Origin of the sequence: Pseudomonas cucumis (assembly GCF_030687935.1) — a bacterium.
GTDB lineage: Bacteria > Pseudomonadota > Gammaproteobacteria > Pseudomonadales > Pseudomonadaceae > Aquipseudomonas > Aquipseudomonas cucumis.
The window spans coordinates 6025924-6041153 of sequence record NZ_CP117454.1 but is presented as its reverse complement, the minus strand read 5'-3'; the positions used below and the strand labels follow the sequence as shown (position 1 = coordinate 6041153).

General features: G+C 61.0%; 15 protein-coding genes. 3 read left to right on the top strand and 12 right to left on the bottom strand.

What is annotated here, in order from left to right:
• Window positions 1-73: 73 nt before the first annotated feature.
• From PSH97_RS27545 to exbB, 6 genes are all read right to left on the bottom strand, one after another.
• Window positions 74-1474, bottom strand: coding sequence for an aminoacyl-tRNA deacylase and HDOD domain-containing protein (locus PSH97_RS27545; protein ID WP_305447439.1), 1401 nt, complete (start codon window positions 1472-1474; stop codon window positions 74-76).
• Between the two features lie 78 nt (window positions 1475-1552).
• A complete protein-coding gene (recG, locus tag PSH97_RS27540; RefSeq protein ID WP_305447437.1) occupies window positions 1553-3628 on the bottom strand; it encodes an ATP-dependent DNA helicase RecG in 2076 nt (691 codons plus the stop codon).
• Window positions 3629-3637: 9 nt separating this feature from the next.
• A complete protein-coding gene (locus PSH97_RS27535) occupies window positions 3638-4567 on the bottom strand; it encodes a hydrogen peroxide-inducible genes activator (RefSeq protein ID WP_008007618.1) in 930 nt (309 codons plus the stop codon).
• 305 nt (window positions 4568-4872) lie between these two features.
• Window positions 4873-5619 carry an energy transducer TonB family protein gene (locus PSH97_RS27530; RefSeq protein ID WP_305447436.1) on the bottom strand — a complete coding sequence of 249 codons (747 nt, stop codon included), beginning with the start codon at window positions 5617-5619 and terminating at the stop codon, window positions 4873-4875.
• Window positions 5616-6044: a TonB system transport protein ExbD gene (gene exbD / locus PSH97_RS27525; protein ID WP_007894651.1), complete on the bottom strand. Its 429-nt coding sequence runs from the start codon at window positions 6042-6044 to the stop codon at window positions 5616-5618. Before exbD ends, PSH97_RS27530 begins: the two co-directional genes overlap by 4 nt.
• A 6-nt stretch (window positions 6045-6050) precedes the next feature.
• A complete protein-coding gene (exbB, locus tag PSH97_RS27520; protein ID WP_305447433.1) occupies window positions 6051-7004 on the bottom strand; it encodes a tonB-system energizer ExbB in 954 nt (317 codons plus the stop codon).
• Window positions 7005-7193: 189 nt separating this feature from the next.
• On the opposite strand from exbB, the gene PSH97_RS27515 reads away from it, so the two are divergent.
• Complete coding sequence (locus PSH97_RS27515) at window positions 7194-8051, top strand: SDR family oxidoreductase (protein WP_305447432.1); 858 nt, start codon at window positions 7194-7196, stop codon at window positions 8049-8051.
• A 140-nt stretch (window positions 8052-8191) separates the two neighbouring features.
• On the opposite strand, the gene PSH97_RS27510 is transcribed toward PSH97_RS27515, so the two are convergent.
• The 6 genes from PSH97_RS27510 to PSH97_RS27485 form a co-directional block, all read right to left on the bottom strand.
• Window positions 8192-8932: a hypothetical protein gene (locus PSH97_RS27510; RefSeq protein ID WP_305447431.1), complete on the bottom strand. Its 741-nt coding sequence runs from the start codon at window positions 8930-8932 to the stop codon at window positions 8192-8194.
• A gap of 57 nt (window positions 8933-8989) precedes the next feature.
• Window positions 8990-9370 (bottom strand): RidA family protein, encoded by a 381-nt coding sequence (locus PSH97_RS27505; protein WP_003177257.1) that lies wholly within the window; start codon window positions 9368-9370, stop codon window positions 8990-8992.
• Window positions 9371-9394: 24 nt separating this feature from the next.
• Window positions 9395-11500: a bifunctional GTP diphosphokinase/guanosine-3',5'-bis pyrophosphate 3'-pyrophosphohydrolase gene (gene spoT, locus PSH97_RS27500; protein ID WP_007894658.1), complete on the bottom strand. Its 2106-nt coding sequence runs from the start codon at window positions 11498-11500 to the stop codon at window positions 9395-9397.
• Window positions 11501-11557: 57 nt separating this feature from the next.
• The gene (gene rpoZ, locus PSH97_RS27495; protein ID WP_003177259.1) at window positions 11558-11821 is read right to left on the bottom strand and encodes a DNA-directed RNA polymerase subunit omega; all 264 of its coding nucleotides are present in this window, start codon (window positions 11819-11821) and stop codon (window positions 11558-11560) included.
• 167 nt (window positions 11822-11988) lie between these two features.
• Window positions 11989-12609, bottom strand: a complete 621-nt coding sequence (gmk, locus tag PSH97_RS27490) for a guanylate kinase (protein ID WP_305447429.1) — start codon at window positions 12607-12609, stop codon at window positions 11989-11991.
• Between the two features lie 12 nt (window positions 12610-12621).
• The gene (locus tag PSH97_RS27485; protein ID WP_305447428.1) at window positions 12622-13485 is read right to left on the bottom strand and encodes a YicC/YloC family endoribonuclease; all 864 of its coding nucleotides are present in this window, start codon (window positions 13483-13485) and stop codon (window positions 12622-12624) included.
• Between the two features lie 269 nt (window positions 13486-13754).
• Between PSH97_RS27485 and rph the strand changes: the two genes are divergently transcribed.
• Complete coding sequence (gene rph, locus PSH97_RS27480; RefSeq protein WP_305447427.1) at window positions 13755-14477, top strand: ribonuclease PH; 723 nt, start codon at window positions 13755-13757, stop codon at window positions 14475-14477.
• A gap of 29 nt (window positions 14478-14506) precedes the next feature.
• Entirely contained in the window at window positions 14507-14875 is a 369-nt protein-coding gene (locus PSH97_RS27475) for a DUF4870 domain-containing protein (protein ID WP_030132446.1), read from the top strand.
• Window positions 14876-15230: the final 355 nt, after the last annotated feature.

Below are 15230 nucleotides of genomic sequence, written 5' to 3'. Positions count from 1 at the left end.
ATTCATCGCGGGCAAGCCCGCTCCCACAGGGATCGCCTGAATCCTGTGGGAGCGTGGCTTGCCCGCGATGCTTTTAGGCCTGGCTAAATTGTGAGGCGAGTTCGCGCAGCAGCACTTCAGCCTCAAGCACTTTGCTGACGACATCGTTGGCTTTGTCGCGGGTCAGGCCTACGCGCTCCAGCAAGGCATCGGGAATGTCTTCATCCGGCCCGGACCCAATCCCGCGACTACGCAGCAGACGCACAGCCAGACACACGAGGTTCGGGTATTCGGCGTAGTCACCGTCGTAGCTCGGGTCATGCTGGAAGCGCAGGGCGGTGGCCAGTTCTTCGGGCATGTCCCAGTAGCGCATCAGCCATGAGCCGATCTGTTCGCGGCTGATGCCCAGCAGGTGTTGTTCCACGTAGCTGTGGCACAGGTGCGGGTTGACCTCCAGGTGGCGGCAGATCAGCGAGAAGTGCGGCGGGAACACGTGGGCCAGTAGCAGGTAGCCGAAGTTGTGCAGCAGGCCGGCGAGGTAGGTCAGGCCGGCTTCCGGGCGCTGGGCGCGGGGCATGGCGCGGGTCAGGCCTTCGATGACGGCGGCGGTGTAGATCGATTGCTGCCAGTACGGCGTGGTGTGTTGCGGGTGGTCTTTGGGCAGGCTCAGGGTTTTGCCCAGGGCCAGGCCCAGCGCCAGGTTGATCACCAGGTCAAAACCCAGCACGCGGACGATGGCGTCTTCCACTGAACGAATCTTGCCCGGTGAGGCGTAGTACGGCGACGCTGCCCAGCTGACGACTTGTGCGGCCAGGGCCGGGTCGGTTTCGACGACGCCGGTGATGTCGTCGATGGTGGCGTTGGGGTCGACCCGCAGTTTGATGATTTTCTGCGCGGTCTCGGCCAGCGGCGGAATCTCGATGGTCGCTTCCAGACGTTGCTGGATGCGCCGCGCGGTGAACGCTTGCACGGCTTGGGTGATTTCCTCGCGGTCATCGTCGGGACGGTCGAGGTTCGGGCGGATGCGGTTCACCGCTTCGCCGAAATTGCCGGCGCTGGCCTTGGTCAGCATGGTTTTGAAATCGTCGCTGGTGATTTCCAGCAGCACGCCCGGCTCGCCCGAGTTGATCAGCAACATTGGTTCGCGCAGCAGGCTTTCTTCATACAGGCACGGCGAGCTGGTGAGTGCCGGCAGGCCGGGCAGCAGGCTCAGGTTGTGTTTGCCGAGCATTTTTACCAGGCGATCGGTAGATACAGCAGTCAACCGGCGGCCAGTGAGTTCGGCGAGGCGATTGAGGTCCAGCAATTGGCTCTGGGGGAACAGCACCATGAGCGCGCCGACGGCATCGTCCAGCAAAACCGCCTGCACTTTACGCGCGGCGTTCAGGCCGTGATGGTCGAGGACTTCTTCGTAGGCGATGCCCAGCTTGCCGAGCAGCAGCCGAATAACAGACGGAGCGTGCGGGGTTTCGGGGGCGAGGGCAGCTTCTGTCATGGTCTGTATCCGTTTGCAAACAATTGCAGGAGTATAACCAGCTTGTTTAAAGCCAGGGCCCAGAAACTGCGACAGTGCTCACACTTGGCCGTATTGCTGCCCATGGCGTAGCCAGCGGTCGAGCAGCGGGCTGACGTGATCCGGCCAGCGTTCGAGCAAGGCCTGGGCGGCGTCGCGCACGGCGGGCAGCAAGTCGGCATCGCGCATCAGGTCCGCGACCTTGAATTGCAGCAGGCCGGTCTGGCGCGTGCCGAGCATTTCGCCGGGGCCGCGCAGTTCGAGGTCTTTTTCGGCGATGACAAAACCATCGTTGGTTTCGCGCATGATGCCCAGCCGCTGACGGCCGATCTGCGACAGCGGCGGATGGTAAAGCAGCACGCAATGGCTGACGGCGCTACCCCGACCGACACGGCCACGCAATTGGTGCAGCTGCGCGAGGCCGAGACGTTCAGGGTTTTCGATGATCATCAGGCTGGCGTTGGGCACGTCCACGCCGACTTCGATCACGGTAGTGGCGACCAGCAGTTGCAGGTTGCCAACCTTGAATTCGGCCATCACTGCGGCTTTCTCGGCGGGCTTCATGCGACCGTGGATCAGCCCGACCTTCAACTCGCCGAGGGCGGCGGTGAGGTCTTCATAAGTGGTTTCGGCGGCTTGGCAGGTCAGCTCTTCAGATTCTTCGATCAGCGTGCACACCCAATAGGCCTGACGGCCCTCGGCACAAGCGCCGCGTACCCGTTCGATCACTTCGACGCGCCGGGTGTCGGTGACCAGCACCGTGTTTACGGGCGTACGGCCGGGGGGCAGTTCGTCGAGGATCGAGGTATCGAGATCGGCGTAGGCGCTCATGGCCAGCGTCCGTGGAATCGGCGTGGCGGTCATGATCAGTTGGTGCGGACACATCCGCCCGCCGACGCCTTTCTGCCGCAATGCCAGACGCTGCTGCACGCCGAAGCGGTGTTGCTCGTCGATGATCGCCAGCGCCAGGTTCTTGAATTGCACCTCTTCCTGAAACAGCGCATGGGTGCCGACCACCATTGGCGTGCCGTTGGCGATTTGCTCCAGCGCGGCTACGCGATTTTTACCCTTGAGCTTGCCGGCCAGCCAAGCCACTTCAATGCCTAGCGGTTCGAGCCAGCGCTTGAAGGTGATGAAGTGCTGCTCGGCGAGGATTTCAGTGGGCGCCATCAATGCGACCTGATAACCAGCCTCTAGCGCTTGCAGCGCGGCGAGGGCGGCTACGACGGTTTTGCCGGCACCCACGTCGCCCTGAATCAGCCGCAACATCGGTTCGTGTTGGCTAAGGTCGTAAGCGATTTCGTTGCCGACCCGTTGCTGGGCGCCGGTCGGCGTGAAGCCGAGGTTGGCCAAATACTGAGCGGGCAGCTTGGTGGCTTTCGGCATGGCCGGCGCGCGCAGGGCACGCATGCTCTCGCGCAGGCGCTGCTGGGACAGCTGGTGGGTCAACAGCTCTTCGAAGGCCAAACGGTGTTGGGCCCAGTGATGACCGAGGGCGAGTTCGTCGACGTCGGCATCGGCGGGCGGGTGATGCAGGTAGCGGATCGCGTCGGCCAGCGGCGCCAGTTGATAGTCCCGGGCCAGCTCCTTCGGCAGCCAGTCGGGCAGGCTGCTGGGGCCGAGCAGGGTCAGGGTTTGCATGCACAGTTGGCGCAAACGCTGCTGGGTCAGGCCTTCGGTGAGCGGGTAGACCGGGGTCAGGGTTTCATCCACCGGCGGTGGTTCGTCGCCGGTGATGGCGCGGTATTCCGGGTGGTAGATCTCCAGCCCCGACGCACCGGGCCGCGCTTCGCCATAGCAGCGAATGCGCGTGCCGCGTTTCAGGCCTTCTTTCTGGGCGTTGCTGAAATGGTAGAAGCGCAGGCTGAGCCCGCCGGTGCCGTCCTGCAAACGGACAACCAGGCTGCGGCGTCGGCCCATGACCACGTCGGCGCCGCTGACGGTGCCTTCGATCACGGCGTCTTGCCCGGGTCGCAAATGGCCGATCGGGACCACACGGGTGCGGTCCTGATAACGCAGCGGCAAGTGGAACAGCACGTCCTGGAGATTTTCCAGGCCGACCTTGGCCAGTTTCTCGGCCATGGCTTCGCCGACACCCTTGAGTGCCGTCACCGACACTTGCGACAACTCGGTCATGGCAGCGACTTAACCGGCCACCACCGGCGCTGGCGGCTTGGCCACCGAGCACAGGCGAATGGAGTCGGCGAGGATTTCAATCGCCTTCGGCCGCGGGAAGCTCGCGCGCCAGGCAATGGCCACGGTGCGGAATGGCACGGGCGCGCTCAATGGGCGCACTTCGATCACGCCGGGAGCGTAGTGATGGCTGTCCACCGCCGACAGCGGCAGGATCGAAATACCCAGGCCGGACGCGACCATGTGGCGAATGGTTTCCAAAGAGCTGGATTCCACCGTGGTGTGTTTGGCGCCGTCGTTGCCTTTGGCCAGGGTCGGGCAGGCTTCCAGCACTTGATCGCGGAAGCAGTGGCCTTCGCCGAGCAGCAGCAAGCTCTTGTCGTTGAGGAGGGCGGCGTCGATGGATTCTTTTTGCGTCCACGGGTGCTGGGCCGGCATCAGGACGTAGAACGGCTCGTCGTAGAGCTGCAGGGTCAGGACGTCGGCTTCGTTGAACGGCAGGGCGATGATGATCGCGTCGAGCTCGCCGTTGCGCAGTTTGTCGCGCAGCACGTGGGTGAAGTTTTCTTCGATGTACAACGGCATCTGCGGGGCGACCCGGTGCAGTTGTGGAATCAGGTGCGGAAACAGGTACGGACCGACGGTGTAGATCGCACCGACTTTGAGCGGCGCGGTCAGCTGATTCTTGCCGGCCTGGGCCAGTTCGCGAATGCCTTGGGCCTGTTCCAGGACTTTCTGTGCCTGGGCAACGATGCCTTCACCGACCGGAGTCAGGCGCACGGCACTCTTGCTGCGCTCGAAAATCAGCACACCGAGTTCGTCTTCAAGCTTTTTCACGCCCACCGACAGGGTCGGCTGGCTGACGTGGCAACGCTCGGCCGCATGGCCGAAATGCTGCTCTTGGGCGAGGGTAACGATGTAGCGTAATTCTGTGAGAGTCATAGCAAGCGTCCATGAAGTTGCGGGCCAAGCATACCGGCTGCAATCGATAGACGCACGTTATCAGACTGAGTGTGTTGAGTGACACAGGGCAATGCGGGTTTGCCGTTTCCAGATATGCAAAAAGGCACCTTTCGGTGCCTTTTTCACGAGATCGCGGATCTTTCTGAAGTAAGCATGACCCTGTGGGAGCGGGCTTGCCCGCGATGAGGCCATCACATCCAACATCTTCGCTGACTGTGATATATCGCTATCGCGGGCAAGTCGGATCGCCGCACCGCCGCGCCCACAGGGATTTGTATTGCTTCTTAACGGCGTCGTTCCAGCGAGTAAACAAATGGTGCAACGATTTCGATGGAGCCGTTGTTCAGCATGTCGGCCGGTGGCTTGGGCAACGGTTGGGCGCGGCGGATCATTTCCAGGGTGGCCCGGTCCAGATCGGCGTTGCCGGAGCGGCTCACCAGTTCGAACGACAACACATTGCCTTCAGCATCCACCACGAAACGCAGACGGTTCAAACCTTCCTTGCCCCGCGCCTGTGCGCTGGCCGGGTACTTTTTGTACTTGGCCAGGTGCGCGAGCAGGGTGCCTTGCCAGCTGGCCTTGGCGGCTTGCTGCGCCGGCGATGGGCCGGGTGCCGGCTGAGCGGATTTCTCCGTCGGTGCCAGGGTCGGTTGCGCGTCGCTCGGTTTTTCCTCGGAGGGTTTCTCCTTTGGTGGCTCCGGCTTCTTCTCCACAGGCTTGGGCGGTTGAGGCTTCGGCTTGGGTTTGACCGGCTTCGGCACAGCAATCTCGGCCTTCGGCGCTTCAGCGAGTTTCGGCAGCGGCAATTCTTCCACCGGGGCCGGTGGCTGTGGCGGCGTGATCACCTTTGGCGGTGCGGGCGGTGGCGGGGCCGGAACCGGCGCCAGTTCGACCATCATCGCTTGCGGCGGCAGCTCGATCGGTGGGCGCGACGTCCAGTTCAGCGCCAGCGCAATGGCCAGCGCATGGACGCCCAGCACCACGGCCAGGCTACCGCTGTAACGCGTCAGCTTTTGGCGCGTGTTGATCATTTCTTGGCTGCCGTCTCGAGTCCGACCAGGCCGACCTTCAGGTAACCGGCGGCGCGCAGGGCGTCCATCACGCTCATCAGGTCGCCGTAGTCCACGCCTTTGTCAGCCTGGAAGAAAATCGTCGTGTCTTTCTTGCCCTGGGTCTTGGCGTCGAGCGTGGCGCCGAGGGTTTCGGCCTTCACTTCGTCTTCGCCGAGGAACAGGCGCTGGTCGGCTTTTACGCTGAGGAACACCGGTTTTTCTGGCCGCGGCGCCGGTTTGGCGGTGGAGGCGGGCAGGTCGACCTTGATGTCCACGGTGGCCAGCGGCGCCGCCACCATGAAGATGATCAACAGCACCAGCATCACATCGATGAACGGCGTGACGTTGATTTCGTGGTTCTCGGCCAGATCGTCGTCTGCGCCTTCTTTCAAATGCAGGCCCATGGCCGATTACCCCACTTTCACCATGTGCGGTTGCGAGCTGCGCTCGGTCGGCAGGTGGTCGAGATCACGGCTGACCAGCAGCAGGACTTCTGCCGAGGCGTCAGACACTTGCGCCTTGTAACCGGCGATGGAGCGGGCGAAGACGTTGTAGATGACCACCGCAGGAATCGCTGCAACCAGACCCAGCGCGGTTGCCAGCAGGGCTTCGGCGATGCCGGGCGCTACGACGGCGAGGTTGGTGGTCTGGGTTTTGGCGATGCCGATGAAGCTGTTCATGATGCCCCACACGGTGCCGAACAGACCGACGAACGGCGCGGTGGAACCGATGGTGGCGAGTACACCGGTGCCGCTGCTCATGTTGCGACCGCATGCAGCGACGAGACGCTCGAGGCGGAAGCTCACACGTTCCTTGATGCCTTCTTTCTCGCGGCTGTTGGCCGACAGGCGCATTTCTTCCAGCGCGTCGTGGACCAGCAGGTTGGCGAGGGTGCCTTCCTTGGCTGCCGTTGTGCTGGCTTCTTTAAGGGTGGCGGCTTTTTTCAGGTGAGCGATTTCAGTGCGCAGACGACGCTTGGCGCCCATCAGCTCGAAGCCCTTGGCGATCCAGATGGTCCAGGTGATGATCGAGGCGATGGCCAGGCCGATCATCACGATCTTCACGATGATGTCGGCATTCTGGTACATGCCCCACGGCGACAAGTCATGGGCCATGCCCAGGGTATTATCAGCTTCGAGGATTTCCGGTACGTCAGCGGCGTCTACGGCCTGGACCGGATCGGTGGCGGCAGGCGCTACGGCTGGTGCGGTGGGTGTTTGAGCGGCAGCAGGCTGTGTGGCCGGTGCTTGTGCATCAGCGAAGGCGGCGGTCGGCGCCAGCATCAGGCTGAGCAGCAGGGCGGCCACTGCGCTCCAGGCGCGAGGTCGTTTGGTTGGCGAAGCGGGGAATTGATTGGGTGTCATGCTGGCCGGACCTGAAAGGAAAAAACGGTAAATGTTCTTCCAGGCCTCGTGAGGCCGAGAACAAAAGTGGCGTGCATTATTGCAAGTAATTCTTGTTAACAAAAGTAATAGAGTATCTTTTTTTCCTTCATTGCTAGCCGCGTGTCCTTTGCCGACGCTAGTCTGTAGCTTTGCGATAGGAGTTTTCTGATGTCCGCGCCTTCTGTTTTGATCGCCGGCTGCGGTGATGTCGGCAGTCGTCTGGCCACGCAATTGCTGGCTGCCGGGTGGGAAGTTCATGGCCTTAGGCGTGATGTCTCTCGCCTGCCTGACGGGGTCATTGGCGTTGCCGGCGACTTGTTCAACAAGGACTGTCCTGAGACGTGGCCCATCGGTGCGGTGGATTACCTCGTGTATTGCGCGGCCGCTACCGATCACGATGAAGCCGGTTACCGCGCTGCCTATGTCGAAGGCTTGCAGCATGTACTGGAATGGCTGAACGACTACGGCCAGGTGCCCAATCGCCTGCTGTTCGTTTCCAGTAGCAGTGTGTATGGCCAGCAGAATGGTGAGTGGGTCGACGAGACTTCGCCGACTATTGCCTCAGGCTACTCGGGTCGATTGATGCTGGAAGCTGAGCAAGTGGCACTCCAGAGCGGCATCCCGGCGAGCATCGTGCGCTTGACCGGCATTTACGGCCCGGGCCGGGAATGGCTGCTGACCCAAGTGCGGCGCGGCTATCGCGTGGCCGTTGACCCGCCGCTGTACGGCAATCGCATCCACGCCGAGGACGCGGCGGGGTTGATGGCGTTTCTGCTTGAAGCCGATCGACGCGGGGTGGCGCTGGATGACATCTATATCGGAGTGGACGACGCGCCGGCGCCGTTGGCCGAAGTGGTGGGCTGGTTGCGTGAGTATCTGGGCGTGACCGAGTGGGCTGACGACGCGAGCGTCCGGCGCACGGGCAGCAAGCAGTGCAGTAATGCCAGGGTGAAGGCCTTGGGCTGGGCGCCTAAGTACCCGACCTATCGCGAAGGTTATGCCGCCATTCTCGAAGGCCGCGGCTGACTTCCAGTTGCACACAAGCCACTGTGGGAGCGGGCTTGCCCGCGATGGCGTCACACCAGTCACCATCAATGGTGCCTAATACATCGCTATCGCGGGCAAGCCCGCTCCCACAGGGTAATCTGTTGGCTGTTAGTGCCGGGTTACTGCTTTTCGAGCAACCACTTGCGATCACCCGGCGTAAACGAAGGCATCTCGTCCGCCAGTGCGGTATTCACCGTCTGGAAAATCTCCAGTTCCTTGTCCTTGCGCGCAAAGATCCAGGTATTGCCCTGGCCGTTCACCTGCAGCCAGATGTTGTCGTTGCCGCCGCTCATCGACGCGCAATCGCCCGCCAGGCACAGGGCATAACGGTCCGCTCCGGGCAGGCCGGCAACCTGGCCATCGGGTTGGAACTGCACGGTGTTGCCTTCGCCCGGGCCGCTGAGAATTTTCCAGCTGCCGCCCATATAAGCCGAATACAGTGCCCGCTCGAAACTCGCGCCAATCGGTGCGCCTTCCGGCACCGGGACCGATGCGCGATCGAAGACTTGCTCCGGCTCGTTGTCGTTGGCGGCCTGGCTCAGTTGCTTGCCATCGCGCTTCAACTCACTGGCGGAGCTGCCATAAAAGTCGACTTTCCAGGCGCCGGACTCTTCGCCCAGCAGCTTGCCTTCGACATTCTCAAAACCATTGGTGTAGCGGGCCTGACCGGCTCTGGTGTTGACGTCCCATTCCAGGTTCGGGCCATAGGCCTGGAGCGCTTCCCGCAGGGGGCCGCCTTTGGATGCAGCATCGATTGCCGACTGATTGATCCAGGTGCCGCTGATATCACGGTCGGCAGGGTCGCTGGCACAACCGCCCAAGAGAAGGGCGACCAGCGAGAGAGCTAGCGCTTGGCGCATGGTGGAATCCTTTCAAAGCAAGATCGGCGCAGCCGTTGGAAGGCTGCGCCGGACACATTACTCGATGACCAGAATGGCATCCATCTCAACCTGCGAACCCTTTGGCAGGGCGGCTACGCCGATGGCGGCGCGGGCTGGGTAAGGTTGGTCGAAGTACTTGCCCATGATCTCGTTGACCTTGGCGAAGTGGCTCAGGTCGGTGAGGAAGATGTTCAGTTTGACGATGTCCTTGAATGAACCACCGGCCGCTTCAGCCACGGCTTTGAGGTTCTCGAACACCTGGACGGTCTGGGCTTCGAAGCCTTCGACCAGTTCCATGGTTTTTGGGTCCAGAGGAATCTGACCCGACATGTAAACGGTGTTGCCAGCCTTGATCGCCTGGGAATAAGTACCGATGGCGGCCGGGGCCTTGTCGCTGTTGATAACGGTCTTGGTCATGTATGACTCCTTGTGAAGGGTGGGCTACGCGCGCATGCGGGTGATGCGAATGACCCCGGTCAGGGCGCGCAGTTTCTTGATCACGCGGGCCAGATGCACGCGGTCGTGCACACTGACCACCAGTTGGACCACGCTGATACGACCGTCGCGTTCGTCCATGCTGATTTTTTCGATATTGCCATCGGCCGCGTTGACGCTGCTGGCCAGCAGGGCGATCAGGCCGCGCTGGTGTTCCAGTTCGACGCGCAGCTCGACGTTGAATTCGCCGGTGACATCCTTGGCCCACGAGAGCTGGATGCATTTTTCCGGGTTGTGGCGGATTTCGCTGATGTTGCGGCAGTTGTCCAGGTGCACCACCATGCCTTTGCCCGCGGAGAGGTGACCGACAATCGGGTCGCCCGGGATCGGCGTGCAGCACTTGGCGTAACTGAGCACCAGGCCTTCGGTGCCACGAATCGCCAGCGGACCTTCCGGGCTCGGCAGCTGTTCGCCTTCGCCAAGCAGGCGACGGGCGACCACGTAAGCCATGCGATTGCCCAGGCCGATGTCTTCGAGCAGGTCTTCGATCAGTTCGAGGCGGTATTCGTGGAGCATCAACTGCACACGCTCGGCCGGAATTTTTTCCAGGGAGCTGTCGAAGCCGTTGAGCACCTTGTTCAGCAGGCGTTCGCCGAGACTGATGGATTCGGAGCGGCGTTGCAGTTTCAGTGCATGGCGGATGTGGGTCCGCGCCTTGCCGGTGACCACGAAGTTGAGCCAAGCCGGGTTCGGCCGTGCGCCGGGGGCGCTGACGATCTCGACCGTGGAGCCGCTTTGCAGTGGTTCGGATAGCGGCGCGAGACGACGATTGATCCGGCAGGCGATGCAGCTGTTGCCCACGTCGGTGTGCACCGCGTATGCGAAGTCGACCGCCGTGGAGCCTTTGGGCAGCTCCATGATCCGGCCTTTGGGCGTGAACACGTAGACCTCGTCCGGGAACAGGTCGATCTTCACGCTTTCGATGAATTCCAGCGAATTGCCGGCCCGTTGCTGCATTTCCAGCACGCCTTTGACCCACTGGCGGGCGCGGGCGTGAGTGCCTTTGGGCTGCTCGTCGCCGCTGGATTTGTACAGCCAATGGGCGGCGATGCCGTTGTTGGCCATCTCTTCCATTTCACGGGTGCGGATCTGAATCTCGATCGGTACACCGTGCATGCCGAACAGCGTGGTGTGCAGCGACTGGTAGCCGTTGGCCTTGGGGATCGCGATGTAATCCTTGAAGCGCCCCGGCAACGGTTTGTACAAATTATGCACAGCACCCAGCACGCGGTAGCAGGTATCGACCTTGTCGACGATGATCCGGAACGCATACACGTCCATGATCTCGTTGAAGGCCCGACGCTTGCCGCGCATTTTCTTGTAGATGCCGTAGAGGTGTTTCTGACGACCGCTGACCTCGCCCTGAATGCCGTCGATGGCCAGGCAGTGGCTGAGGGACTCTTCGATCTTGTTGACGATTTCCTTGCGGTTGCCCCGGGCGCGTTTGACCGCCTGGTTGATCCGCGCGGAACGCATCGGGTGCATGGCCTTGAAGCCGAGGTCTTCGAACTCTATGCGTATGGCGTGCATGCCCAGCCGGTTGGCAATGGGCGCATAGATTTCCAGGGTTTCCTTGGCGATCCGCCGGCGTTTTTCGCCGGACAGGACTTCCAGGGTTCGCATGTTGTGCAGGCGGTCGGCCAGCTTGACCAGGATCACGCGAATGTCGCGCGCCATGGCCATGGCCATTTTCTGGAAGTTTTCGGCTTGAGCTTCGGCTTTGGTCTCGAAGTTCATCTGGGTCAGTTTGCTGACCCCGTCGACCAGTTCGGCCACGGTTTCGCCGAACTGCGCTTGCAGCGCTTCCTTGGCAATACCGGTGTCTTCGATCACGTCATGCAGCATCGCGGCCATCAGGCTCTGATGGTCCATGTGCATGTCGGCAAGAATATTCGCAACCGCGAGTGGGTGCGTGACGTACGCCTCACCGCTGCGGCGGCGTTGGCCGTCGTGGGCTTGTTCGGCGTAGAAGTACGCTCGGCGGACCAGATTGACCTGGTCCTTGCCGAGGTAGGTCGATAAGCGATCGGCGAGGGCGTCTATGCTCGGCATGATAATTCCTGCCGTTCGTTGTGACCCCGCGCCGTGCTACGTCGACCAGGCATGGACTTATACTGCCTCGTTGGACTCGTCCTCGAACGCTGCGAACAGCGGTTCGTCTTCGACGATTTCAGCGTTGGCGATGAACTCGTAGCTCATCAGGCCTTCAGCGATTTCACGCAGCGCTACAACTGTAGGCTTGTCGTTTTCCCACTGAACCAGGGGCTCTTTGCCGCCGGTGGCCAGTTGACGGGCACGCTTGGTAGAGAGCATGACCAGCTCAAAGCGGTTTTCCACGTGTTCTAGGCAGTCTTCAACGGTTACGCGGGCCATGGTATTCCTCGGAGCGAATGCAATATGCGCGCTGCCCGGTTGGGCGAGCGGACTCAACAGTTTAAAAAATCACCAGCGATTAGGGAAGCGCTGATTTTTTGATCAGGCTCTTCAGCCCGCTATAAGTGCCAATGTAAAGGCCTCGCAGCGGTTTTGGGAAGCGCTGTTTAGCCGAGCAATTCAGCCAATAATTTGCCATGACGCTGCTGCTGACGCTTCTGATGCAGCTGATTGGCGCGGAAAATCGCCTTCAGATCGTCCAGTGCGTGGGAAAAATCGTCGTTGATGATCAGGTAGTCGTAGTCGACGTAGTGGCTCATTTCGCTGACGGCTTCGCGCATCCGGCCGTCGATAATCTCGTCGCTGTCCTGGCCTCGATTGGTCAGGCGCTGGTGCAAGGCCTCCAGGGACGGCGGCAGAATGAAGATCGAGCGGGCTTGTGGCATCAACTTGCGTACTTGCTCTGCACCCTGCCAGTCAATTTCCAGAATCAGGTCATGGCCTTCATCCAGGGTCTGCTGCAGGTGGCTTTGCGAGGTGCCATAAAGATTGCCGAACACTTCGGCGCGCTCGAGGAAATCTCCGTGCTCGATCATCTTCACGAACTCGCTGCGTTCGACGAAGTGATAGTTCACGCCATTCACTTCACCCGGGCGCATGGCGCGGGTGGTGTGGGAGACCGAGACGCGGATCGCCGGGTCAGTGTCGGTCAGGGCTTTGACCAGGCTGCTCTTGCCCGCGCCCGAAGGCGCGGAAATGATGTACAGGGTGCCGGTGCTGTGGGTCATGTCGGGTTTGCCTTACTCAATATTCTGCACTTGTTCGCGCATCTGCTCGATCAACACTTTGAGGTTGACCGCCGCTTGGGTGCTGCGCGGGTCGAAGGCTTTGGAGCCCAATGTGTTGGCTTCGCGGTTGAGTTCCTGCATCAGGAAATCCAGGCGCCGACCGGCAGCGCCGCCGGACTTGAGCACCCGGCGAACTTCGATGATGTGGGTGCTCAGACGATCCAGTTCTTCGGCGACGTCGCTCTTTTGCGCGAGCATGACCATTTCCTGCTCCAGTCGCTGCGGGTCGAGGTCGGCCTTCATGTCGGTGAAGCGGTCGAGGACTTTCTGGCGTTGGGTCGCGAGCATCTGCGGGACCAGCTCACGCAGGACCACCACATCCCCTTCAATAGAAGTCAGGCGCTCGTTGATCAACCGCGCCAGCTCTGCGCCTTCGCGCTCGCGTCCGGCCTTGAGTTCTTTCAGGCCCTGATTGAACAGCGCCAGGGCTTCGGCGTTCAGCGCTTGCGGGTCGGCGGCATCGGCGACAAGCACGCCGGGCCAGGCCAGGACTTCCAGCGGGTTCAGTGCGGCCGGGTTCTTGATCAGACCGGCGACCGTCTCGGCGGCAGCCACCAGTTGAGCGGCGCGCTCACGGTCCACTTGCAGCGGTTTGCCGGTGCTTTCTTCGGTAAAACGCAGGGTGCATTCGAGCTTGCCCCGGGACAGTTCCTGGCGCAGGGCTTCGCGGACCGCGCCTTCGAGGTCGCGGAAAGATTCCGGCAGACGCAGGTGGGGTTCCAGGTAGCGGCTGTTGACCGAGCGCAATTCCCAGCTCAGGGTGCCCTGGACGCCGGCTTTCTCTACGCGGGCGAAGGCGGTCATGCTGTGCACCATGGAGGTACCTCGCAATGCAGGTCAGCGCATAACCCATGGTTTCGCGGACCCGCTATCTGTGAATTAAAGCCGACAGGCAGCAAAGGCGCAGGATTGTAGCGCAGTGGGGCGGATGCGCCCAAACACACGCTGTGACAAAGAGCTGCAGGCCGTCGGCTAAGCTCTATTCAGGGGCTTCAATCGTCGGTCGATTTTTTTAGAAGTGCCCACCGGCGGCTCGCGGCTCTATAATGCTCGGCAGTTTTCCGTCCTCCGTACAGGTAATCCCTATGAAACGTCCAAGTGGTCGCGCTGCCGATCAGCTCCGCTCGATCCGCATTACCCGCAACTACACCAAACACGCCGAGGGTTCTGTGCTGATTGAGTTCGGTGATACCAAAGTCATCTGCACTGTCAGCGTCGAGAATGGCGTGCCGCGCTTCCTGAAAGGTCAGGGCCAGGGTTGGTTGACCGCAGAATACGGCATGCTGCCGCGCGCCACTGGCGAACGTAACCAGCGTGAAGCGAGCCGCGGAAAGCAAGGCGGCCGTACTCTGGAAATCCAGCGTTTGATCGGCCGTTCCCTGCGCGCTGCGCTGGATATGTCCAAGCTGGGCGATGTCACCCTGTACGTCGACTGCGACGTGATCCAGGCTGACGGCGGCACCCGCACCGCGTCCATCACCGGTGCGATGGTTGCACTGATCGACGCCTTGAAAGTGATCAAGAAGCGCGGCGGCCTGAAAGGCGGCGACCCGCTCAAGCAAATGATCGCTGCCGTTTCGGTGGGTATGTACCAAGGCGAGCCTGTGCTTGACCTCGACTACCTGGAAGACTCGGCTGCCGAGACTGACCTCAACGTGGTGATGACCAGCACTGGCGGCTTCATCGAAGTTCAGGGCACTGCCGAAGGCGCGCCGTTCCAGCCGGAAGAGCTGAACGCGATGCTGGCACTGGCGAAGAAAGGCATGAACGAGATTTTCGAACTGCAGAAGGCTGCACTGGCCGACTGATCGGACCCGCTCCACGCAAGGAGGACTCCATGAGTGACGAGCAACTGCCGCTACCCACACCGAGCCGTGAAGTTCGTCAGTGGGCGATGTTTTGTCACCTGTCCGCCTTGCTGGGGATCTGGCTGCCGTTCGGCACGCTGATCGGGCCGCTGATTCTCTGGCAGATGAAGCGCGAGTCAGACCCGTTCATCGACGCGCAAGGCAAGGAGGCGTTGAACTTTCAGATCACCGTCGCCATTGCTTCCGCCATCTGCTTCCTGCTGATGGTGGTGATCATCGGGTTCTTCCTGTTTGGTCTGGTCGCAATCGGTGCGCTGGTATTGACCATCATTGCCGGCGTGAAGGCCAATGAAGGGTTCCCTTACCGATATCCGTTCACCTGGCGCTTGATCAAATAATGATTCGCCACGCTTTTAAGCAAATGCCCTGACTTGTCGGGGCATTTGCTTTTTTGAAACTGCTTCCCAAACGTTGCCATTTGCAATATTCCGTCGCCGCAGGTATTACGGCGCACTATCGCTCTTACACTTCTAGTCACAACTGCTTCGCCTCAGCGCCGCCTATGCGCTTGGCAATGAGACTTCGCGGTTGATAAAGTTACCCCAAGTAATATTCCTTCAGAAATATTTCGATATATTCAGACCATTGAAGGTCCTTGAATTTAAAGCAAATCAGTGTTGAGAAGATCAACCTGTTCTAGAGGCGTGTCCAGGTAAAAAGTTCGCCCCTGAATATATATCAAAGAATAATCCC